Below are 19956 nucleotides of genomic sequence, written 5' to 3'. Positions count from 1 at the left end.
TCACGTGGCCGGGAGCAGAGGGGCGTGATCGCCCGACTGCCACCCTGGCGGCCATCGCCCGCACGCGCATCCTGAAGTGGTTCCGTTCCCACTTGTCGGACAGGATGGGCAGATGACGCAGACCGACCTCGGCACCACCCGCGCCGCAACCGACGGCCACCCTCCGGCGACATCCGTGCGCGTGGCGCAGCACCTCATCGGGGGCCGCGTCGTGGCGGCCACCGGTGACCGCGAGCTGCACCGCACCGACCCGGTGACCGGCGGGCCCGGCGTCGTCGTCGTCCCCGCGACGGCGACCGAGGTCGACGCCGCCGTGACGGCGGCCTGGGAGGCAAGGGACGCCTGGCGGCGCACCGCCCCGTCCGAGCGCGCGGCCGCCCTGCGGGCCGCGGCGACCGCGATCACCGCCGCTGCCGACCGGCTCGGGGCGACGCTGACGGCGAGCACGGGGCGTCTGCTCAGCCAGTCGACGGAGTCCGCCCACGTCGCGGCGTCGCTGTTCGAGGAGGCCGCCGTCACCGGGCTCGGCCCCACCGGGCGCAGCCTGGCCGGCGCCTCCGGCGCGCTGGACGTCGTCCGGCGCGAGCCGCACGGCGTGGTCGCGGTCATCACCCCGTGGAACGACCCGCTCCCCGCGGCCGCCGGCCTGCTCGCCGCCGCGCTCGTCACCGGCAACACGGTCGTCCACAAGCCGTCCGAGCGCAGCGCCGCGCCCGGCTGGGAGATGGCCCGGCTGATCGCCGAGGCGCTGCCGCCGGGGGTCCTGCAGGTCCTCACCGGCGACGGCGAGACGGGCGCCGCCCTCGTGGCGGACGAGCGCGTCGCGCTGGTCGCCCAGGTCGGGTCGTCGGCGACCGGCCGCCGCATCGCCACGACCGTCGGCGCGCGCGGCGGGCGCGTGCTGCTCGAGAACGGCGGCAAGGACCCGATCCTCGTGGACGCCGGGGTGGACCCGGTGTGGGCCGCGCAGCAGATCGCGACCGGGGCGTTCGTCAACAGCGGCCAGCTGTGCACCTCGGTCGAGCGGGTCTACCTGCACGACGACGTCGCGGACGCCGTCGTCGACGCGCTGGTCGAGATCGCGGCGGGCATGACGGTGGGCGACCCCACGGACGCCGCCACGGGGCTGGGCCCGCTGGTCGACGCCGACCAGCTCGCCGTCGTCGACCGGCACGTGCGCGAGGCCGTCGCGGCGGGCGCACGATGCCGGACGGGTGGTTCCCCGCTGGACCGGGCCGGCTCCTGGTACCCCCGACGGTCCTGGACGGGTGCCCGCCGGACGTCGACCTCATGACCGAGGAGACGTTCGGGCCGGTCGCGGCGATCGCCCGCGTGGCGTCGTTCGACGACGGCCTGGCACTGGCCGGCTCGGGGCGCTACGGCCTGGCCGCGACCGTGCTCACCCCCGACATGGCGCACGCGCTGCGCGCCGCCGACGAGCTCGAGGTCGGCACCGTCAAGGTCAACGCGGTGTTCGGCGGCGCGCCCGGCGGCTCGGCCGACCCGCGCCGGTCCAGCGGCGCGGGCGCCGGCTACGGCCCCGACCTGCTCGCCGCGATGACGGTCCTCAAGGCGGTCCACCTGGAGCCCGCTCCGCGCGCCTGACGACACGGTCGCCGGCCGGCGGCAGCGCCTATGCTCGCGGGCAGGTGAGCGGCGACCGCGGCGCTCCACTGCCAGGGGGTCCCGTGTCCCACGTCGCTCCGACCGGGCCAGCCGGCGACGGCACGCCCGGTCAGGCCGGCCAGGCCCATGCGGCCCGGCTGCTCGACCTGATCCCGGTCGCCGCCATCAGCTTCGACACCGAGGTGCGCATGTCGCACGTCAACGCCGCGGCGGAGCGACTGCTCGGGGTGCCGCGCGCACAGCTGCTGGGCCGCACGCAGTGGGACCTGTTCCCCGCCAGCCGGGGCACCGAGCTCGAGACCGTCTACCGGCGCTGCCTCGAGACCGGCGAGCCGGCGATGTTCGTCCAGTACTACCCGCCGCACGACCGCTGGTACCGCATCGAGGTCGAGCCGGTCGCGACCGGGCTCGACGTGGTCTTCGCCGACGTCACCGAGGTCAAGCGCGTGCCGGCCGCGGTCCCGGGTGCCGCGGCGACGAGTGCCGCCGCCGTCCGCACCGACGTGGGCCTCCTGACCGAGGTCACCGAGGCGCTCACGGCGACCCTCGACGCGGAGGAGGGCGTCCGGCGCCTCGCCCGCCTGGTCGTGCCCCGGCTGGGGCACTGGGGGATCGTCAGCCTCGTCGACGACCACGGTCTGCACGACATGGCGGTCGCGCACCACGATCCCGAACGCCAGACGCTCGCCGAGGCGTACGCACGGGCCCGGATCACCGCCCTGACGCCCGCAGCACCCGCGCTGCAGTCGATCGACACCGGCACCCTGGTCACCCTCGGCGCCGGCGACGAGGCCTCGGTCGACCTCATCGCGCGCACGATCGTCGACGACCCCTGCGTGTCCGACCTGCTGAGGCGGCTCCGCGCGGCGTCCATGGTGACCATCCCGCTGTCTCGCCCGCGGCCGCGTCGCGGGGCTGCTCAGCCTGTACCGGGACGTGGACACGGCCCCGTGGACCCCGAGGAGCTCGACCTCGCCCGCGAGGTCGCCGCGCGCGCCGGCATGGCGCTGGACAACGCCCGGCTGTACGCCGAGCGGCGGCACGCGGCACTCGTGCTCCAGGAGGCGATGCTGACGCCGCTGCCGGAGCCCGATCACCTCGAGCTGCGCGCGCGGTACGTCCCCGCCGCCCGGGACGAGAAGGTGGGCGGCGACTGGTACGACGCGCTCCTGCTCCCCTCGGGCGCCACCGCGCTCGTCATCGGGGACGTCACCGGGCACGACATCGGCGCCGCTGCGGCCATGGGTCAGGTCCGCACGATCCTGCGCGCGCTCGCCTGGGAGCACGGCACCTCCCCGCCGAGATCCTCACCCGGCTGGACCGGACCCTGGCGGGACTCGGCGTCGACGTGCTCACCAGCTGCCTGCTCGTGACGGTCGAGCAGAGCGCCGCCGAGGCCGCCGCGGGCCTGCGGCGGCTGCGCTGGGCGAGCGCGGGGCACCTGCCCGCGGCCCTGCTGCACGCGGACGGCACGGCGGAGCTCCTCACCATCGAGAACGGGCCGCTCCTCGGTGTCCAGCCGGACACCGTCCGGGTCGACCACGAGCACCTCGTGGAACAGGGCTCGACGCTCCTGCTCTACACCGACGGCCTCGTCGAGCGGCGCGACCGGCACCTGGCGGACGGCCTCGAGACCCTGCGGGCCGCCCTCGCCCGGCACGCGACCGTCCCCCTCGACGACTTGGTCGACGTGCTCGTCGCGGACCTCACCGGGCACACCCGGCACGACGACGTCGCCGTGCTCGGGGTGCGCTTCCACCCCGAGGACCAGCCCCGCCCGCCCGACGCCGGACCGTCCCGGGCCTGACGGGCCCCTGCTCCTACTCGCCAGCCTCCTACCCGCCGGCGCCGGGCTCGTCGGCGGACGCGTCACCGCCCGCGGTGGCGTCGACGTCCCCCGCCGGGGCGTCGTCGTCCATCGGGGCGCCACCCGGGCCAATACCGGTGGCCGGGTCGGCGGCCAAGTCCGCGTCACCGGGGGCGCGTGGCGCGGCCCGCACCACACCCTGGCGATTCGAACACGTGTTCGACTAGGCTGGTGCGCATGCCCGACGGTGGCGCGACGATCCTGCATGCCGACCTGGACGCCTTCTACGCGTCGGTCGAGCAGCTGCTCGACCCCGCGCTGCGCGGTCGCCCCATCGCCGTGGGCGGCGGGCCGACCGGCGGCGTCGTCCTCGCCGCGTCCTACGAGGCCAAGGCGCGCGGTGTGCAGGGTGGGATGCCGGGGTGGCGGGCCGCGCGGCTGTGCCCCGAGCTGAGGTTCGTCCGCGGGCACTTCGGCGAGTACCAGCGGCTCGGCGACGCCGTGATGGCCGTCCTGGCCGACATCACGCCGATCGTGGAGCGCATCTCGATCGACGAGGCGTTCTGCGACGTCTCGGGGGCGACCCATCTGTTCGGCCCGCCGGACGTGATCGGCGCACTGATCCGGCGGCGCGTGCGCGAGCAGGTCGGCCTGCCGATCTCGGTCGGCGCGGCCCGCACCAAGCACCTGGCGAAGATCGCCTCGCAGGTCGCCAAGCCGGACGGGCTCGTCGTCGTCGCCCCGGGCACCGAGCGCGAGTTCCTCGACCCGCTGCCGGTCGGGCTCATCTGGGGCGTGGGACCGGTGAACACCCAGCGCCTCGCCGACCGCGGCATCCGCACGATCGGGCAGCTGGCGCAGACGCCGTCAGCGGCGGTGGAGCGGATCCTCGGCGAGGCCGTCGGCCGCAAGCTCAGCGCGATGGCGCACGACGAGGACCCGCGCCGCGTCGCGACCGCCCACCGGGCGAGGTCGGTGGGCGCGCAGTCCGCCCTGGGTCGGCGTGCCCCCGAGCGCGCGGAGGTGCGCGCGGTGCTGGCCCACCTCGCGGACCGGGTCTCGCGCCGGATGCGCGCCCAGGACCGCGCCGGCCGCACCGTCACGGTCCGGGTGCGGTTCGCCGGCATGCGCTCGGTGACCCGCTCCCGGACCCTCAGCGCACCGGTCGCGACCACGCTGACGCTCACCGAGGTCGCCGAGAGCCTCGTGTGGTCGGCCATCGACGACGCCCCGGGCACCGAGATCACGCTGCTCGCGGTGTCGGTGTCCCACCTCGCCGACCAGCGCGCGATCCAGCTGGAGCTCGATCTCGCGCCGCACGAGCCGTGGCGCCCCGGCTCCTCGACGGGGGCCGCGAGGCGCGCGGTCGACGGGTCGATGGACCGGATCCGCACCCGCTTCGGCGGCGACGCCGTCGGCTACCTGCCGGCGATGCTCGGCCGCGAGGGCGCCGTGCCGGACGCGTTCCGGGAGCTCGCGGAGCACGACCTGTGAGGCCGCCACCCGGCGGCACCCTCAGCGCATGCGGGCGACCTCGCGGCGCACGGCGTCGGCGAAGCCCACCGGATCGGGCATGAACCCGCCGTGGTCACCCGGGAAGACCGCCGGCGCCGTCCCCAGCGCGTCGGCGAGCGCACGGGCCGAACGAGCGGCGACCTGCTGCGCGGAGTCCTCCCCGACCGCCACGACCACGCGCGGTCGCGGCCCGCGGAGTGCGTCCGTCGGCGGGACCCAGCGCGTGAAGGGCTTGAGCATGCGCAGGAAGAACATCCTGTCCTCACCCTCCTGCCCGCGCGGCGCCGCCGACCCGTCGTCGGGCGCGTCCCCCGACGTCGCGCCACCCGGTGCGGCGGGGTCGACCTCGGGACCCGCACCCGGCGGCGGCCATGCCACCGGGGACACCCCGTCGGCCGGCACCGGACCGTCGTGCATGACCAGCGCCACGAAGAGGCCCCACGCCGCGGCGGCGCCGTCGCGCCGGTAGGCGTCCTCGATCCCGTCCACCACGGCGCGCACCCACGCGGCGTCCGGCAGCAGCTCGGTGACCGGCGGCTCGTGCGCGACGACGACGCCCACGAGCCCGGGATGACGCGCCGCCAGGGCCAGGGCGGTGACCGCACCGCCGCTGCTGCCGAGCACGTCGGCCGGTCCGCCGCCCAGCACCTCGACGACGCGCGCGAGGTCGTCGGCCTGCCGCTCGGGGGTCACCGGGAGCGTGGGGTCGGCGACGGTGCTGCGACCCAGGCCCCGGGGGTCGTAGGTGACGACCGTCCGGTCGGCGGCGAGCGCGTCGGCCAGCGGCGCGAAGGGCTCGCTCGTCATGGGCTGACCGACGACGAGCAGCAGCGGGCCGGCACCGCGCACCTCGACGTGCAGCTGCCCGCCGGGCACGTCCACGCGGTGGACGGCGGGCGCGGTCACGGTCCTGGGGGTGGTGGTGGCGTGGTCGGTCGTCATCGCGGGCTCCATCGGTCGTCCGTTCCTGGTCGTCCGTCCCGGTGCTCCGCGGTCGGACGCCGGGGTGGACCGCGGCGGGCGTGCGGACTCATCGGTCGGCGGACCGACACCCCCGGATAGGGCACGCTGGAGCCATGACCACCCTGGAGAGACTCACCGCCGACCTGACCACGTCGATGAAGGCCCGGGACGCGTTCCGGACCAACACGCTGCGGCAGGTCATCGCCGCCGTCCGGGCGGCGGAGAAGTCCGGGACGGCCGCGCGCGAGCTCAGCGACGACGAGGTGCAGGCCGTGCTGGCGTCCGAGGTGAAGAAGCGCCGCGACACCGCCGGCATCTACGCCGGGGCCGGCGCCGACGACCGCGCCGCGAACGAGACCGCCGAGGCCGACCTCGTGGAGACCTACCTGCCGGCCGCCGTCACCGAGGCACAGCTCGACGCGGTCGTCGCCGACGCCATCGCCTCCACCGGCGCGTCCACCATGAAGGACATGGGGGCGGTCATGAAGGCGGCCACCGCCGCTGCGTCCGGCCTCGGACGGGTCGACGGCAAGCAGCTCTCCGGCCGCGTGCGCGCCGCACTCAGCGGCCCCGCCGCCGGCTGACGGCGCCGAGCGGGACGCCGTCAGCCGACGGTGACCGCGATGCTGTTGAGCCACGGGTCCTGCGTGCGCACGGTCGCGCCGTCGTCGGCCACGGCGAGGCCGCGCTCCCGCAGGCGCGCGGCGACCGCGTCGACCTCCTCGCGGGTGGGGACGGTGATCGCGACCTCACCGAGCCCCAGCGTCGAAGCACGCGGACCGGCGCCCAGGCTGTTCCAGGTGTTGACCGCGAGGTGGTGGTGGTACCCACCGGCGCTGACGAACAGCGCACCGGGCGCACGCAGGGTGGTCCGGAAGCCGAGTGCGTCGACGTAGAAGCGCTCCGCCGCGGCGAGGTCGCCGACCTGCAGGTGCACGTGCCCGACCGTCGCGCGGGTGCCGGTCATCGCGTCGACCGCGTCCTCGGTCAGGTGGGTGCTCAGGTACGTCCGGGCGTCGAGCGGGAGCGACGCCATGGTGATCTGACCGTCGCGGTGCTCCCACTGCGAGCGCGGCCGGTCGGTGTACAGCTCGATCCCGTTGCCCTCGGGATCGGTGAAGTAGAACGCCTCGCTGACGAGGTGGTCGGCGCTGCCGACGTACCGCGAGCGCGGGTGGCGGGCCGCGGTGAGGACGGCCGCGGCGAGGTCGGTCGGCGTGGCGAACAGGACCGCGGTGTGGAACAGGCCGGCGCCGCTGCGGGCCGGGCGGGGCAGCCCGGGGTGTGCCGGAGCACCACCACGGTGCTGCCCGGTCGGCCGAGCGCGATCGTCCCGTCACCCTCCTCGAGCGTCACCAGGCCGAGGGCCTCGCGGTAGTACGCCGCCTGCGCGGGGAGGTCCTCGACGTGCAGGGTCACGCCCTCCATGGCGGTGCCGGCGGAGAGGATGCCGGTCGCTGTGGTCGTCGTCATGGTCGAGCCTCCAGTTAGTTGACGATGCAACTACCACCGTACGCGCATATAGTTGCATCGTCAACCATCTGTGCGACCAGCGAGCAGCCGACGACTCGGTAGCCTGGCCGTTCCCCCACCGAGCGAGCACGAGGCACCTCCCCCATGACGACGATCCACGACGCCGCGGGGAGCATCGCCACCGCGCAGCCCCTCGTGACGCACATGTACACCGCCGACCCCTCGGCCCGGGTCTTCGACGGCCGGCTGTACGTGTACCCGTCGCACGACATCGACTCGGGCGTCACCGCGGGCGACGACGGCGACCACTTCGCGATGGAGGACTACCACGTCCTGTCGATGGAGCGTCCCGGCGCCCCGGTGACCGACCACGGCGTCGCCCTGCACGTCCGCGACGTCCCGTGGGCCGAGCGGCAGATGTGGGCGCCGGACGCGACCCGCTCGGGTGAGCGCTACTTCTTCTACTTCCCGGCCAAGACGGCCGAGGGGCTGTTCCGCATCGGCGTCGCCGTGGGCGACCAGCCCGAGGGCCCGTTCACCCCGGACCCCGAGCCGATCCCCGGCACCTACTCCATCGACCCGGCCCTCCTGGCCGACGACGACGGCGCGCACTATCTGTACTTCGGCGGCATCTGGGGCGGGCAGCTGCACAAGTACCGCGACGACCGGTACGACGACGCCCACGGCGAGCCCGCCGACGACGAGCCGGCCCTCGGTCCGCGCGTCGCGCGCCTCGACGCCGGCATGCGTCACCTGGCGGGGGCCACGCGCGAGGTCGTGATCCTCGACGAGGACGGCGTACCGCTGCGGGCCGGCGACCACGACCGGCGGTTCTTCGAGGGCGCCTGGGTCCACAAGCACGACGACCGGTACGTGCTGTCCTGGTCCACCGGCGACACGCACCTCATCGGCTACGCGACGGGCGACAGCCCGTACGGACCGTTCACCTACGTGGGCACCGTGCTCACCCCGGTGAGCGGCTGGACCACGCAGCACTCGATCGTCGAGCTCGAGGGCCGCTGGTACCTGTTCTTCCACGACTCCGAGCGGTCCGGGGGCGCACGCACCTGCGCACCGTCAAGGTCGTCGAGCTGCACCACGACGCCGACGGCCGGATCCGCACCGTCCACGCCGGCTGACCCGCGGGCGGGGCGACGCCCGTCGCCCCTCCCGGGTCACCGCGAGGGCGGGGCAGCGCCGGCATCCCCCGGCATGAGCACGGTGGTGAGCAGCCGGCGGGTGCGCCCCGCCCCCGGGCCGTGCTCGAGACGCGGGGCGACCACCGCCGCGAGGTCAGCGAGGAGCTCGCGCAGCTCGTCGTCGCCCAGGTGCAGCGCCACCTGGCGGTACCCGACGCCGTCCCGCGCCAGGTCGGGGGCGTCGTCGCGGTCCAGGTACCGGTCGAAGTCGCCGAGCAGCGCGGCGACGAAGGTGAGGAACCCCTGCCGGTGCTCCTCCACGGTCATCGTGGTGGCGCCGTCGGCGTCCACGGAGGCCGCCCCCGCGCGCAGGCGGTACGTCCGCTCGACCGCGCCCCGGACCCTGTTCTCCTCGGCGACCTCCAGGACACCGCCGTCGACGAGCGCGCTGACCTGGCGGTAGAGGGTCGCGGCCGCGACGTCCGGGAGCTCCGCGCGCAGGTCACCCGTGGTCAGCGCCCGCTCCCCCAGGAACGCCTGGGCGATGCGCAGCCGCACCGGGTGCAGCAGCACGTCCGTCGCCTTCATCCGCCACCATTCTCACTCTTGACACTGGTATCAGTTGCGATAATGCTACCGATCATGACGACGATCACTCTCCACGACGACGTCCTGGACGTCACCTTCACGACTCGCGAGAAGATCGCCGGCCTCGTGCGGGACCAGCAGGTGCCGCTCGCATCGGTCCGGCAAATCGAGGTCGTGCCCGACGGCGCCGCGGCCGCGCGGGGCATCCGGTCCCCGGGGCTGGGCCTGCCGAGGATCCGCCTGATCGGCACCTGGCGCTCCCGCACCGGGAGGTCGTTGGTGGCCGTGCACGGACGCCGTCCCGCGCTCCGCGTCACGCTCGCCGGCGAGCGCTGGTCCGACCTGCTGCTCGCCGTCGAGGACACCGACGCCGTCGCCGCGCGTCTGCGTGCCGCCGCCCCCGACTCCGCCCGCCCCTGACGAGGAGGACACCGATGCGCGAGACCACCGTCACCTTCCGCTCCGGCGACCACACGCTCGCCGGCACCCTCACCAGCCCCGACGGCGACGGCCCCGCGCCAGCCGTGCTGCTCGTCCCGGGGTCGGGACCCGTCGACCGGGACTCGAACCACCAGCGGATGCCGCTGGGCATCACCCGGCACCTCGCCCACGCGTTGCACGACGCGGGCTTCGCCACCTTCCGCTACGACAAGCGCGGGGTCGGGGCCAGCACGGGTGACTGGCGCGCCGCCGGCCTGCACGACAACATCGCCGACGCCGCCCGCGCGCTCGCCACCCTCACCGCGGCGCCGGGTGTCGACCCCACGACGGTGCTCGTCGTCGGGCACAGCGAGGGAGCGCTCATCGCGGGGGCCCTGGCCGCAGCCGGGACCCCGCCGACCGGTGTCGTCCTGCTCAGCCCGTCCGCCACCCGCGGCGAGGAGCTGCTGCTGTGGCAGGCCGCGCAGATCGCACCCACCCTGCCCGCGCCGGTCCGCGCGCTGCTGCGCCTGCTGCGCACGGATCTCGTCGCCCGCGTCGCGAAGAACCACGCCCGGATCAGGGCGACCACGACCGACGTCGCCCGGGTCGACGGCGCGCGCATCAACGCGCGGTGGTCGCGGGAGTTCATGGCGTACGACCCGCGTGACGACCTCGCGCGCATCACGGTCCCGGTCCTCGCCGTGACCGGGGGCAAGGACCTGCAGGTCGACGCGGCGGACCTCGAGACCGTCGCCCGGACAGTGCCCGGACCGGTCGAGACCCACGTGGTGCCGGACGTCAGCCACCTGCTGCGCCGGCAGGACGGACCCGCGTCCATGAGCCGTTACCGCCGCGAGGTGCGCGAGCCCCTCGACCCGCGGGTGGTCGGGCTGGTCACGCGGTGGGCCGCCGCGCAGGTGGCGCGGGTCGGCTGACCTCGGGTCGTCCACCGTCGCCGGCCTGCCCGGCCGGGCTCACACGCCCGCCCGCCAGGCCGGGCAGGAACTCGTCCGGCAGCTCGGCGACGGGGACGACGACGAGGTCCTGCAGCTTCCAGTCGAGCGCGACGACGCGCTCGCGGGCCGTCTCCAGCTCGGTGAGGCTCGGCGCGTGACCCGCGACGGGGACGACGAAGGACTCGACGTGGAAGACGTGCCCCTCGTCGCGCACGCGCGAGCGCGCCTGCTCGACCCACGGCAGGTCGCCCAGGACCCGGTCGAGCTCGGCCCGCAGCGGGTGCGGACCGGAGCCGTCGACGGTGCGCGCCTGGGCGTCCATCAGCGCGCCCACCGCGGTGCGCAGGTTGCCGACGCCGTCGCGCAGGATGCTGCCCGAGATGAACAGGGCCGCGGCGGCGTCGGCCCACCAGAGCCCAAGACCGATGCCGACGATCCCGACGATGCCACCGACGGCGGTCATCCAGTCCGCCTTGTTCATGTCCGCGTCGGCGTGCAGCACGCGGTCGTGCAGGGACTCGGCGAGCGGCATCTTGGCCCGGCCGAGCAGGACCGGCGGGACGGCGGTGTACGCGAGCGCCGCGATCATGAGCCACCCCGACCACACCGGCGTCCCGGCGACCTCGACCAGACCCACCGGCGGGTGCTCCTGCGCCAGGAGCCCGGACGCCGAGTCCCACACCAGGAACGCGCCCATGGTCAGCAGCGCGGTGGCGGCGACGAGGTGCCCGACACCGATGGACCGGTGGTACCCGTACGGGTGCTCCTCGGTCGGCGGGCGACGCGTCATCCGGACCGCGACGAGGAAGCTGATCGGCGGGATGAAGGACAGCATGTCCTCGAGCCACGCGGCCTTCATCGCCTGCGAGCTGCCCATCACGACGTACATCGCGGTGACCGCCGTGAGGAGGAAGCCGATCGTCCACCACGCCAGCCGGACGGCACGGCGCAGGTCGTCCCCCTGCTGCGGCGGCAGGGCGGTCCGCCCGAACGCCGTCACGGCGCGACGTCCTGGACGTCCTGCTCGAGCAGGAACCGCTCCAGCGCGACGAGGAAGCCGTTCTCCCCCATCGGGGTCGCCATGACGTGGTGCTCCGGCCGGCCCTCCGGGTTGGTCAGCGTCACGTACGGCTGGGTCAGCGCGACCTTCTCCGCCCACGGGGAGCGCCCGGTGAGACCGCCGACGACGACGTCGAGCCGTCCGGCCTCGAGCTCGCGCACCAGCGCCTCCTCACCGGCGACCGTCCAGGCGACCTCGGCATCCACGGAGCGCGCGAACTCCTCGAGGAGCGTCGGCTCGACGCCGGTGGGGGCGTCCGTGCCGGTGCCGTCCGGGAGCTCGGTCCACGGCGGGTCGGCGGACACCCCGACCCGCAGCACCCCGCCACGCACGCGATCGAGGGTCCCCTCCGGGTCCGCCGGGAAGCCCGCACCGCACGCCGACGACACCGCGGCCAGCGCTGCGACCAGGGCCCCCGTCAGCACCCGTCGTCGCGATGACGTCACGGGTCCGCGCCCCGTCCCCCGCACGCACCGACCCGGGTCACCGTCATGGCCCCTGGCTACCACACCCGCCGGGCGAGCACGCGTTGGGTCTGCCTGATCCGCGTCCGCCTGTCCGGTGCGCCGCCCGTCCGGCGTGCCGCCCGTGCCGCAGCGCTCGGAGTGGCGCGGCGCCAGGCGTGCCGCGGCGCTCGGCGCGCCCGGCGGCTCAGACGGTCAGCGCCGGCCCGGTCAGCGGTTGCGCCCCACCGGTCGCGGTGAGCTCCGCCCCGATGCCCCGGGCCCACCGGGCGACGGCCTCCATGTCGCGGTGGTCGCCCTGCCGCGCGCGGGCCGCCGCGATGACCGCGCGCTCCGTGCGGCTCAGCATCGTCAGGTCCAGCCGCCCGGCGAAGGCACGGTGGCCTCGCGCCCCCGTCCGGCTGATGAGCTCACGCATCTGCGCCGGGGAGTTCGCCGCGGCCGCGGGTGTCGTGGCCAGGCCGGAGGAGAACAGCCACAGCGGGCGCCGGGCCAGGTCGTCCTCGAATCGCCGCGCGAACGCACGGGCCTCCGGGAGCCAGTGGCCGGTGTAGACGGCGGAGCCGAGCACGACGGCGTCGTACGGCTCGACACCCTCGACCCGCACCGGGTCCAGCACGTCGACGAACACCCCCATCTCACCGAGCTCGGCCGCGACGCGGCACGCGATCTCCCGCGTCGCGCCGTGCCGCGACGCCACTGCCAGCAGAACCCGCATCGTCGTCCCCTTCGCTCGTGCCCGGCCCCTGGACCGATGGGCACCAGGGTCCGTCACGCGCCGACGCGGCGGGTAGGACCGAAGTCCCCGACCGTGCTACCCGACGGCGCCGGTGTCGCCGGCGAGCTCCCCGCGAGCCGGTCGACCCGGGCCGCGATGTCGTCGCGGACCAGGCGCATGCGCTCCATGCCCTCGATGCCCCGGGTCGACGGCTCGTCGGTGTCCCAGACCTCCACCCGGGTCCCTGGCACCGGCTCCACCTGCGCCTCCCGCCCCAGCACCACGACGACGTCGGCCGCGGCGACCATCTCGGGCGTGAGCGCACGCGGGGTGTGGTCCCGCATGTCGACGCCGACCTCCAGCAGGGCCTCGGCGGACAGCGCGTTGACCGCGGACCCCGGACGGGTGCCGGCGGAGTCGACGTCGACGGCATCCCCGGCTCGCTGCGCCATCAGCCCGGCAGCCATCGGGGACTTGCCGCCGTTCTTGGCGCACACGAACAGGACGGTGGGACGGGTCACGGGGGCTCCTCGGGGCGACGGGACGGGTTCGGGCGGGATCGAGTGGTCAGGTGCCGGCCGGGCCGAGCGCGACGCGCAGGTCCTCGAGCGCGGCCGGCACGGCGGCGTACCAGACGTTGGTCCCGCGCTTCTCGCCGGTGACCAGGCCCGCCTCCCGCAGGACCTTCAGGTGGTGACTCACGGTCGGCTGGCTCTTGCCGACCGGCACGACCAGGTCGCACGCGCACACGGCACCGTCCTCACTGGTCGCGATGAGGCTGAGCAGGCGCAGCCGGACGGGGTCCGCGAGCGCGGCGAACCGCCGCGCCAGGACCGCCGCGTCTGCCTCCCCGAGCGCGGTCGCGCGCAGCGGCATGCAGCAGGCCTCCACCGACCGCTGGATCGACACCGGCAGCTCCCGGACGGTCGTCACCATGCACTCCTTCAACCATTGACAGAGATCGATATAACGCGCCACGATCAACACATCGACGCTCATCGATGGTAACGCTCCGTACACCGCCCCACCAGGAGGACCGACCATGTCCCTCGCCCCCGCTCGCGCTGGCGCCCCGCACGCCGCCGTCCCGCATCCCGCCGGCCCGCATCCCGCCGACCCGCATCCTGCCGGCCCGCAGGGTCTCCCGGTCGTCGTGATCGGCGCCGGGCCGGTCGGCCTAGCAGCGGCGGCGCACCTCACCGCACGCGGGCTGCCGTTCATGGTGCTCGAGTCCGGCCCCGTCGTGGGCGCCGCGGTCCGCGCGTGGGGGCACGTGCGGATGTTCACGCCGTGGCAGCACGTCGTCGACCCGACGGCCGCCCGCCTGCTCTCCGCGGCCGGGTGGTCCATGCCCACGACGTCGCTCCCCGACCGGGGACGAGCTGGTCGACCAGTACCTCACCCCGCTCGCCAGGGTGCTCGGCGACGCGGTGCGCGTCGGCCACCGGGTGCTCCGCGTGGCCCGGGACGGGATCGACAAGGTGCGCAGCGACGGCAGGACGGACCACCCGTTCCTCGTGCGCGTGCGCGATCCCCGCGGCGACGTCGTCGACCTGCGGGCCCGCGCCGTCGTCGACGCGTCCGGGACGTGGGGGCAGCCGAACCCGCTGGGGGCCTCGGGCCTGCCCGCCCTCGGTGAGGAGCGGCTGGGCGCCCACGTCGTCGGCCCGCTGCCGGACGTGCTCGGCCGCGACCGCGCCCGGTTCGCCGGGCGCCGCACCCTGGTGGTGGGAGCCGGGCACTCCGCGGCCAACACGCTCACGGCCCTGGCCCAGCTCGCGGAGCGGGAGCCGGGCACGCAGGTCCTCTGGGCGATCCGCCGGAGCACGCCTCTCGCGGTCTTCGGTGGCGGCGCGGCCGACGCGCTGCCGGCTCGAGGCCGGCTCGGTGTCGGCCTGCGCGAGCTCGTGACGTCCGGGGCGGTCGAGCTGGTCCCCGGGTTCGCCGTCACCGAGCTGGAGGGCGACGGCGACGCGGTCACGGTGGTCGGCCGGACGGCGGACGGTGAGCGTCGCCTCGCGGGGGTGAGCACCGTCGTCGCCGCCACCGGCTTCCGGCCCGACCTGTCGACGTTGTCGGAGGTCCGGCTCGACCTGGACCCGGGCCTGGAGGCCCCCGCGCGCCTGGCACCGCTCATCGACCCCGAGCTCCACAGCTGCGGCACCGTCCCCCGCACGGGCACCGCGAGCTCGCCCAGCCGGAGGACGGGCTGTACGTCGTCGGGATGAAGTCCTACGGCCGCGCGCCCACCTTCCTCATCACGACCGGGAACGAGCAGGTCCGCAGCGTCGTGGCGGCGATCGCGGGCGACGTCGCCGCGGCCGACGAGGTCCGTCTGGTCCTGCCGGCGACGGGCGTGTGCTCGACCGACCGGGTCGGCACCACCCGGGCACCCGCCGCCCGGGTGCCGGCCGTGGACGGCACCGCGGTCAGCGGGGTGCGCGTCGCGCTGCTCGAGCGCCCCGGGGACGACGACGCCGCGGGCGCGGCGGGGTGCTGCGCAGGCTGAGCGCCGCAGCCCGCGTGCCGGGCGCCGCTCGCGTCAGACGACGGACGCCGTGATGTCGGCGATGTCGCGGCAGCGGTCGCTGATGAGCAGCAGCGTGCCGTCCTCGACGTCGGCGCTGCTGAGGTCGACGCACGCGTGCCGGCCGCTGATGTCGACGGACCGCTGGATGACCTCGCACAGCTCGTCCACCGCAGCGACGTCGACCCGGCCGCCGACGCTCACCGCGACGTCACGGGCCTGGATGTCGAAGCGGACGAGGGCGTTGAACGTGCTGCTCATGGGTGCTCCCAGATCGGTCGTACCGGGTCGTCCACGGGTGGGGCGGGGCCTGCGCGGCCCCCGCGACCGGTCACCACACCAGCACACCTGCGCGTCACGAGGCAAAAATGAGCCGGATCTGTTACCCGAACGTTGCCTCGCCGCGTGGACGTGCACCCGGACGGGCGCCGGTCCGCACCTAGCGTGGGCACGCCCAGCCCGGCGGACGTCCCGCCCACGCACCCGGACCCGTGGAGGACCCATGCCACCCGCGACGCCCGACGACGAGCCGGAGCGTCGCGGTCTCGCTCAGGCACAGGCGCTCGCCGCCCGGCTCGACCGCCCGATGGGTGTCCTGGGTCTGGTCTTCCTCTTCGTCGTCCTCGGGCAGAACCTGGCCGGCCCCGGCCTGGCCGGGGTGCTGTCGGTGGCCGGGTGGGTGCTGTGGGCGGTCTTCGTCGCCGAGCTCGCCCTGCGCGCCTACGTCGCCCGGGACCAGAGCCGCTTCTGGCGGCGCAACTGGTGGCAGGTCATCTTCCTCGCGCTGCCGTTCCTGCGGGTCGTGCGGGCGGTCGGCCTGCTGCGGTTCGCCCGGGTCGCGCGTGTGGGCGGCGTGCTGTCCAGCGCGGTGCGCGGCTCACGCTCCGCGGGGCGGCTGCTCAGCGGGCGCGTCGCCTGGCTCGCCATGGTCACCGGCGTGGTGGTGCTGGCGTCCAGCCAGCTGCTCTACATCGTGGGCGCGTTCGACTCCTACGCGGACGCGCTGCACGCCGCGGCGCTCGCCACGGTGACCGGCGAGCCGTTCGGGTCGCCCGACCCCGCGGCGCGCGTCCTCGAGGTCACCCTCGCGACGTACTCGGTCGCCGTCTTCGCGACCCTCGCCGGCGCGCTCGGCGCGTACTTCCTCCAGCGCCCGCTGGGCGGCGCGCCCCGCCCGCCGACACCGCGCCGTCCGGCACCACGCCGTCCGGCGCCCAGGCACCGCCCCCGGCCGACTGACCGCGCGCCGTCGCGGGCGGGGCGACGACCGGCCCGACCGGCGCGGCACGCCGAGGCCTGGTAGTCAGGAGCGATGTGGTTCGACTCCTGGGGTGACCTCGGCCGGGTGCTCGCGGTCGGCACGGCGGCGTACGTCACGCTCGTCGCGCTGCTGCGGTTCTCCGGCAAGCGCACACTCGCCAAGCTCAACGCCTTCGACCTCGTCATCACGGTGGCGCTCGGCTCGACGCTCGCCACCATCCTGCTGAGCACCGACGTCTCGTGGTCCGAGGGCGCGCTCGCGTTCGCGCTGCTCGCGCTGCTCCAGCTCGTCGTGTCGTGGACCTCGGCCCGCCTGCCGCACGGCCGGTCCGTGGTGACGGCGCAGCCGACGGTGCTCCTGCGCGACGGGGCCCTGCTGGACGAGGCGATGCGGGACCAGCGGATCACCGCCTCGGAGGTGCGGCAGGCGGTGCGCAGCTCCGGCGTGGGAGGGCTGGACCAGGTGGCCGCCGTGGTGCTCGAGAGCGACGGCACGCTGAGCGTCATCACGGGCTCGAAGCTCGGCGACGGCTCCGCGCTCGACCCGGACCGGTGACCGGACCGACCGCCCCACGGCCTGCGGCTCGTCGCCCGCTCGACGGACCTCAGCGTGCAGACGGTCGACCGTCCCGCGGGTCGTCGTCCTGGGCAGTGGTCGACGCGGCGGCGAGGTCCCGCAGGAGCGCGATCACGGTGTCCAACCGGTCACCGAGCTGCGCGAGCGGGTCGGCCTGCGGCGCCGGCGGTCCGTGCGTGCCGCACTCGCCCTGGCACACGCTCGCGGGCACGGTGCCCCATGTCGCCTCCGCGTCCGGGCGTCGCCCGCCGCTGCCCTCGACCTCGCCGGTGCGCTGCACGTCCACCACGGTCCCGTTGGCCATGACGCCGACGCTAGGCCCGTCCGCGGGCGCGGTGACGTCCTCGCGGCGAACACTCGGTGAACGGCTCGGCACGCCCGCACGGACCCCGCCGCCCGGTCCCGCGCCTCGGTCGGGACGAGGACGACGCGCCCCCGGTGACAGACTCGGACCCATGACACCTGCAGCCGAGGTCATCCGTTCGCTGACCGAGCCCGGGCGACGGGCCGGGCTCGTCATGGACTTCGACGGAGTCCTGGCGCCCATCGTCGACGACCCCGGTGCGAGCCGCCCGCTCGACGGTGCGGTCGAGGTCCTCGCCGAGCTGGCCGAGCGTCTGACGCTCGTCGCGCTCGTCTCCGGGCGCCCCGCGGCCTTCCTCGCCGACCGCGCCCCGGCCCCCGGCGTCCACCTGTTCGGCGCCTACGGGGTCGAGCACTGGGTGGACGGCGCCGTGCAGGTGCTTCCCGCGGTGGAGCGGTGGCGACCGGTCGTGCAGGGTGCGCGCGACCGGCTGACCGAAGCCCTCGGGGACGTGCCCGGCATCCACCTCGAGGACAAGGGCCTCGCCGTCGCGGTTCACTGGCGCCGCGCGCACGACCCCGCGGCGGCTGAGCGGCTCGCGACGGCCGCGGTCGCGGACGTCTGCGCCGACACGGGCCTGCACCGCGAGCCGGGCAAGATGGTCGCCGAGCTGCGACCGCCGGTCGAGGAGGACAAGGGCACCGCGCTGCGTCGCCTCGTCGCGGACCACCGGCTCGACGTCGTCGCCTACGCGGGTGACGACCGCGGCGACCTGCCGGCGTTCGCCGCGGTCATCGAGCTCGGCGGGCACCCGCTCGTCGTGCACGGGCCCGACGTCGCCCCCGAGGTCGCCGCGATCGCCGGCACGGCCTTCGACGGTCCGGTCGACGTGCTGGCCTGGCTCCGCGAGCTCGCCCGCGCCCTGCGGTAGCCCGCTCACACCGGCAACGGCTCACAGCGACGCCGCCCGGGCTGTGAGCGGACCTTTCCACCGCAGGAACGGTGCGTTATCACCCCGAAACACCCGCGCCCCAGCCTGGGGACGGGCCGGCAGTCCGCCGCCCGTCCACACGCGAGAGCGACGGAGCGACGTCATGTCCTATGTGAGTCCCGCGGACTTCGTGACCAAGATGATCGACGCCGGTGAGGCCAAGGTCTTCATGGCGACCCGCGACACGATCATCCGTGCCTACATGGCCGGCGCGATCCTCGCGCTGGCGGCCGCGTTCGCCGTCACCGTGACGGTGCAGACCGGTGAGCCGCTCATCGGAGCGCTGCTGTTCCCGGTCGGGTTCTGCCTGCTGTACCTCATGGGGTTCGACCTCCTCACCGGGGTCTTCACCCTCGTGCCGCTGGCACTCCTCGACCGGCGCCCCGGCGTCACCTCCCGCGGGATGCTCCGCAACTGGGGTCTGGTGTTCCTCGGCAACCTCGCCGGTGCGATCACGGTCGCGCTGATCATGGCGGTGATCGTCACCTACGGGTTCTCGCTGCCGCCGGACGAGATCGGGCAGCGGCTGGGCACCATCGGCGAGGCCCGCACGCTGGGCTACGCCGAGCACGGCGCCGCCGGCATGCTGACGCTCTTCCTGCGCGGGGTGCTGTGCAACTGGATGGTCTCCACCGGCGTCGTCGCCGCGATGATGTCGACGTCCGTCTCCGGGAAGGTCATCGGCATGTGGATGCCGATCCTCGTGTTCTTCTACATGGGCTTCGAGCACTCCGTGGTCAACATGTTCCTGTTCCCGACCGGCCTGCTGCTGGGCGGCGACTTCTCACTCGGGGACTACCTCGTCTGGAACGAGATCCCGACCGTGATCGGCAACCTCGTCGGTGGCCTGACGTTCGTCGGGCTGACGCTGTACGCGACCCACGCTCGCACCGGCCCCACACGGGGTCGCCGTCTGCCGCCGGCCCCCGCGGACGTCGTCGGGCCTGCCGACGTCGTCGTGCCGGCCGCCACTGAGCCGTCCGCCACCGCGCCGTCCGCCACCGCGCCGTCCGCCACCGCGCCGTCCGCCACCGAGAAGGTCGCGGCGGTGACCCGGTGACCGCCGTCGCGCCGCGGGTCGGCGTCACGACCCCGATCCTGCCCAAGTCGGACGCCGCCGAGCTCGTCGTCGCCGCGCGCATCCGCCGCGGCCTGACCTGGGCCCAGGTCGCCGAGTCGATCGGTGCGCCGGTCGTGTGGACGACGGCGGCTCTCCTCGGTCAGCACCCCATGACCGCCGAGCAGGCCGCGGGCGTGTGCGACCTGCTCGGCCTGGACGACGCCGTCGCGGAGAGCCTGCGCCGGCAGCCCTCGCGCGGCAGCGACCCCGCCCGGCTCGCGGACCCGACGGTCTACCGGCTCGTCGAGGCGGTGTCGGTCTACGGTCCGGCGCTCAAGGAGCTCATCCACGAGGAGTTCGGTGACGGGATCATGAGCGCGATCAACTTCCGGGTCGACATCGCGCGCCGCCCACACCCGGACGGCGACCGCGTCGTCATCACGCTGGACGGCAAGTTCCTCGACTACCGCTGGTGACCGCCGGCCCGCCGGAGCCCCGTCACGCG

At 75.2% G+C, this 19956-nt stretch carries 23 protein-coding genes and 4 pseudogenes; 15 read left to right on the top strand and 12 right to left on the bottom strand.

Annotated elements, in window-relative coordinates; all coding sequences use genetic code 11:
* Positions 1–112 precede the first annotated feature (112 nt).
* A pseudogene (locus tag REH70_RS02945) lies at positions 113–1605 on the top strand (aldehyde dehydrogenase family protein).
* A 44-nt stretch (positions 1606–1649) separates the two neighbouring features.
* A pseudogene (locus REH70_RS02940) lies at positions 1650–3433 on the top strand (SpoIIE family protein phosphatase).
* A gap of 28 nt (positions 3434–3461) precedes the next feature.
* Here REH70_RS02940 and REH70_RS02930 read toward each other — a convergent pair.
* The gene (locus REH70_RS02930; protein WP_310752083.1) at positions 3462–3590 is read right to left on the bottom strand and encodes a hypothetical protein; all 129 of its coding nucleotides are present in this window, start codon (positions 3588–3590) and stop codon (positions 3462–3464) included.
* A gap of 80 nt (positions 3591–3670) precedes the next feature.
* Here REH70_RS02930 and dinB point away from each other — a divergent pair, with 80 nt between their 5' ends.
* The gene (gene dinB / locus REH70_RS02925) at positions 3671–4927 is read left to right on the top strand and encodes a DNA polymerase IV (protein WP_310752079.1); all 1257 of its coding nucleotides are present in this window, start codon (positions 3671–3673) and stop codon (positions 4925–4927) included.
* A gap of 21 nt (positions 4928–4948) precedes the next feature.
* Here the strand turns inward: dinB and REH70_RS02920 are convergent, their stop codons facing one another.
* Complete coding sequence (locus REH70_RS02920; RefSeq protein WP_310752076.1) at positions 4949–5890, bottom strand: alpha/beta hydrolase; 942 nt, start codon at positions 5888–5890, stop codon at positions 4949–4951.
* Positions 5891–6024: 134 nt separating this feature from the next.
* Here REH70_RS02920 and REH70_RS02915 point away from each other — a divergent pair, with 134 nt between their 5' ends.
* Positions 6025–6495, top strand: coding sequence for a GatB/YqeY domain-containing protein (locus REH70_RS02915; RefSeq protein WP_310752073.1), 471 nt, complete (start codon positions 6025–6027; stop codon positions 6493–6495).
* A gap of 20 nt (positions 6496–6515) precedes the next feature.
* Here the strand turns inward: REH70_RS02915 and REH70_RS02910 are convergent, their stop codons facing one another.
* Together REH70_RS02910 and REH70_RS02905 are read right to left on the bottom strand one after the other, a co-directional pair.
* On the bottom strand, positions 6516–6947 hold the full coding sequence (locus REH70_RS02910; protein ID WP_310752071.1) for a VOC family protein: 432 nt from the start codon (positions 6945–6947) through the stop codon (positions 6516–6518).
* Positions 6911–7384 carry a hypothetical protein gene (locus REH70_RS02905; RefSeq protein WP_310752068.1) on the bottom strand — a complete coding sequence of 158 codons (474 nt, stop codon included), beginning with the start codon at positions 7382–7384 and terminating at the stop codon, positions 6911–6913. Before REH70_RS02905 ends, REH70_RS02910 begins: the two co-directional genes overlap by 37 nt.
* 144 nt (positions 7385–7528) lie before the next feature.
* Here REH70_RS02905 and REH70_RS02900 point away from each other — a divergent pair, with 144 nt between their 5' ends.
* On the top strand, positions 7529–8986 hold the full coding sequence (locus REH70_RS02900) for a glycoside hydrolase family 43 protein (protein WP_310752065.1): 1458 nt from the start codon (positions 7529–7531) through the stop codon (positions 8984–8986).
* A gap of 14 nt (positions 8987–9000) precedes the next feature.
* On the opposite strand, the pseudogene REH70_RS02895 reads toward REH70_RS02900, so the two are convergent.
* Positions 9001–9111 (bottom strand): annotated as a pseudogene (locus REH70_RS02895) (ArsR family transcriptional regulator); the annotation flags it as partial.
* A 54-nt stretch (positions 9112–9165) separates the two neighbouring features.
* On the opposite strand from REH70_RS02895, the gene REH70_RS02890 reads away from it, so the two are divergent.
* Positions 9166–9531, top strand: coding sequence for a hypothetical protein (locus tag REH70_RS02890; RefSeq protein ID WP_310752063.1), 366 nt, complete (start codon positions 9166–9168; stop codon positions 9529–9531).
* A 14-nt stretch (positions 9532–9545) separates the two neighbouring features.
* A complete protein-coding gene (locus REH70_RS02885) occupies positions 9546–10469 on the top strand; it encodes an alpha/beta fold hydrolase (RefSeq protein WP_310752060.1) in 924 nt (307 codons plus the stop codon).
* Here the strand turns inward: REH70_RS02885 and REH70_RS02880 are convergent.
* The 5 genes from REH70_RS02880 to REH70_RS02860 all read right to left on the bottom strand — a co-directional run bounded on the left by REH70_RS02880 (position 10429) and on the right by REH70_RS02860 (position 13731).
* Positions 10429–11490 (bottom strand): cation transporter, encoded by a 1062-nt coding sequence (locus REH70_RS02880; RefSeq protein ID WP_310752057.1) that lies wholly within the window; start codon positions 11488–11490, stop codon positions 10429–10431. The two genes, REH70_RS02885 and REH70_RS02880, sit on opposite strands and share 41 nt — an antisense overlap.
* Positions 11487–11975 carry a transporter substrate-binding domain-containing protein gene (locus REH70_RS02875; protein ID WP_310752055.1) on the bottom strand — a complete coding sequence of 163 codons (489 nt, stop codon included), beginning with the start codon at positions 11973–11975 and terminating at the stop codon, positions 11487–11489. The genes REH70_RS02880 and REH70_RS02875 overlap by 4 nt, the downstream gene beginning before the upstream one ends.
* Positions 11976–12201: 226 nt before the next feature.
* Positions 12202–12732, bottom strand: coding sequence for a flavodoxin domain-containing protein (locus REH70_RS02870; RefSeq protein ID WP_310752052.1), 531 nt, complete (start codon positions 12730–12732; stop codon positions 12202–12204).
* 53 nt (positions 12733–12785) lie between these two features.
* Positions 12786–13253 carry a low molecular weight phosphatase family protein gene (locus REH70_RS02865; RefSeq protein ID WP_310752050.1) on the bottom strand — a complete coding sequence of 156 codons (468 nt, stop codon included), beginning with the start codon at positions 13251–13253 and terminating at the stop codon, positions 12786–12788.
* Between the two features lie 46 nt (positions 13254–13299).
* Positions 13300–13731, bottom strand: coding sequence for a metalloregulator ArsR/SmtB family transcription factor (locus tag REH70_RS02860; protein ID WP_310752047.1), 432 nt, complete (start codon positions 13729–13731; stop codon positions 13300–13302).
* A 43-nt stretch (positions 13732–13774) separates the two neighbouring features.
* Between REH70_RS02860 and REH70_RS02855 the strand changes: the two are divergent.
* The 3 genes and pseudogenes from REH70_RS02855 to REH70_RS02845 all read left to right on the top strand — a co-directional run.
* Positions 13775–13954 (top strand): annotated as a pseudogene (locus tag REH70_RS02855) (hypothetical protein); the annotation flags it as partial.
* Positions 13955–14147: 193 nt separating this feature from the next.
* Positions 14148–14960 (top strand): hypothetical protein, encoded by an 813-nt coding sequence (locus REH70_RS02850; protein WP_310752043.1) that lies wholly within the window; start codon positions 14148–14150, stop codon positions 14958–14960.
* Positions 14957–15241, top strand: coding sequence for a hypothetical protein (locus REH70_RS02845; RefSeq protein ID WP_310752040.1), 285 nt, complete (start codon positions 14957–14959; stop codon positions 15239–15241). Before REH70_RS02850 ends, REH70_RS02845 begins: the two co-directional genes overlap by 4 nt.
* Before the next feature lie 33 nt (positions 15242–15274).
* Here REH70_RS02845 and REH70_RS02840 read toward each other — a convergent pair whose 3' ends face one another.
* Positions 15275–15520 (bottom strand): hypothetical protein, encoded by a 246-nt coding sequence (locus REH70_RS02840; protein WP_310752037.1) that lies wholly within the window; start codon positions 15518–15520, stop codon positions 15275–15277.
* 241 nt (positions 15521–15761) lie between these two features.
* Between REH70_RS02840 and REH70_RS02835 the strand changes: the two genes are divergently transcribed.
* The gene (locus REH70_RS02835) at positions 15762–16562 is read left to right on the top strand and encodes a hypothetical protein (protein WP_310752034.1); all 801 of its coding nucleotides are present in this window, start codon (positions 15762–15764) and stop codon (positions 16560–16562) included.
* A gap of 9 nt (positions 16563–16571) precedes the next feature.
* Positions 16572–17075, top strand: coding sequence for a YetF domain-containing protein (locus tag REH70_RS02830; RefSeq protein ID WP_310752031.1), 504 nt, complete (start codon positions 16572–16574; stop codon positions 17073–17075).
* Positions 17076–17124: 49 nt separating this feature from the next.
* Here REH70_RS02830 and REH70_RS02825 read toward each other — a convergent pair whose 3' ends face one another.
* On the bottom strand, positions 17125–17400 hold the full coding sequence (locus tag REH70_RS02825) for a hypothetical protein (RefSeq protein WP_310752028.1): 276 nt from the start codon (positions 17398–17400) through the stop codon (positions 17125–17127).
* 151 nt (positions 17401–17551) lie between these two features.
* Between REH70_RS02825 and otsB the strand changes: the two genes are divergently transcribed.
* The 3 genes from otsB (at position 17552) to cynS (ending at position 19927) form a co-directional block, all read left to right on the top strand.
* Positions 17552–18331, top strand: coding sequence for a trehalose-phosphatase (gene otsB, locus REH70_RS02820; protein WP_310752025.1), 780 nt, complete (start codon positions 17552–17554; stop codon positions 18329–18331).
* Between the two features lie 163 nt (positions 18332–18494).
* Entirely contained in the window at positions 18495–19451 is a 957-nt protein-coding gene (locus REH70_RS02815; RefSeq protein ID WP_310752023.1) for a formate/nitrite transporter family protein, read from the top strand.
* A complete protein-coding gene (cynS, locus tag REH70_RS02810) occupies positions 19448–19927 on the top strand; it encodes a cyanase (protein WP_310752018.1) in 480 nt (159 codons plus the stop codon). The genes REH70_RS02815 and cynS overlap by 4 nt, the downstream gene beginning before the upstream one ends.
* Positions 19928–19956 lie beyond the last annotated feature (29 nt).

The organism is Cellulomonas sp. ATA003, from assembly GCF_031582905.1.
Classification (GTDB): Bacteria; Actinomycetota; Actinomycetes; order Actinomycetales; family Cellulomonadaceae; genus Pengzhenrongella.
This window is presented reverse-complemented; position numbering and strand designations above follow the sequence as displayed.

Coding starts and splice junctions, on each gene's coding strand:
- dinB (WP_310752079.1), top strand. CDS start 3,671: ATGCCCGACGGTGGCGCGACGATCCTGCATGCCGACCTGGACGCCTTC.
- REH70_RS02920 (WP_310752076.1), bottom strand. CDS start 5,890: ATGACGACCGACCACGCCACCACCACCCCCAGGACCGTGACCGCGCCC.
- REH70_RS02915 (WP_310752073.1), top strand. CDS start 6,025: ATGACCACCCTGGAGAGACTCACCGCCGACCTGACCACGTCGATGAAG.
- REH70_RS02910 (WP_310752071.1), bottom strand. CDS start 6,947: ATGGCGTCGCTCCCGCTCGACGCCCGGACGTACCTGAGCACCCACCTG.
- REH70_RS02905 (WP_310752068.1), bottom strand. CDS start 7,384: ATGACGACGACCACAGCGACCGGCATCCTCTCCGCCGGCACCGCCATG.
- REH70_RS02900 (WP_310752065.1), top strand. CDS start 7,529: ATGACGACGATCCACGACGCCGCGGGGAGCATCGCCACCGCGCAGCCC.
- REH70_RS02890 (WP_310752063.1), top strand. CDS start 9,166: ATGACGACGATCACTCTCCACGACGACGTCCTGGACGTCACCTTCACG.
- REH70_RS02885 (WP_310752060.1), top strand. CDS start 9,546: ATGCGCGAGACCACCGTCACCTTCCGCTCCGGCGACCACACGCTCGCC.
- REH70_RS02870 (WP_310752052.1), bottom strand. CDS start 12,732: ATGCGGGTTCTGCTGGCAGTGGCGTCGCGGCACGGCGCGACGCGGGAG.
- REH70_RS02860 (WP_310752047.1), bottom strand. CDS start 13,731: ATGAGCGTCGATGTGTTGATCGTGGCGCGTTATATCGATCTCTGTCAA.
- REH70_RS02845 (WP_310752040.1), top strand. CDS start 14,957: ATGAAGTCCTACGGCCGCGCGCCCACCTTCCTCATCACGACCGGGAAC.
- REH70_RS02840 (WP_310752037.1), bottom strand. CDS start 15,520: ATGAGCAGCACGTTCAACGCCCTCGTCCGCTTCGACATCCAGGCCCGT.
- REH70_RS02835 (WP_310752034.1), top strand. CDS start 15,762: ATGCCACCCGCGACGCCCGACGACGAGCCGGAGCGTCGCGGTCTCGCT.
- REH70_RS02830 (WP_310752031.1), top strand. CDS start 16,572: ATGTGGTTCGACTCCTGGGGTGACCTCGGCCGGGTGCTCGCGGTCGGC.
- REH70_RS02825 (WP_310752028.1), bottom strand. CDS start 17,400: ATGGCCAACGGGACCGTGGTGGACGTGCAGCGCACCGGCGAGGTCGAG.
- otsB (WP_310752025.1), top strand. CDS start 17,552: ATGACACCTGCAGCCGAGGTCATCCGTTCGCTGACCGAGCCCGGGCGA.
- REH70_RS02815 (WP_310752023.1), top strand. CDS start 18,495: ATGTCCTATGTGAGTCCCGCGGACTTCGTGACCAAGATGATCGACGCC.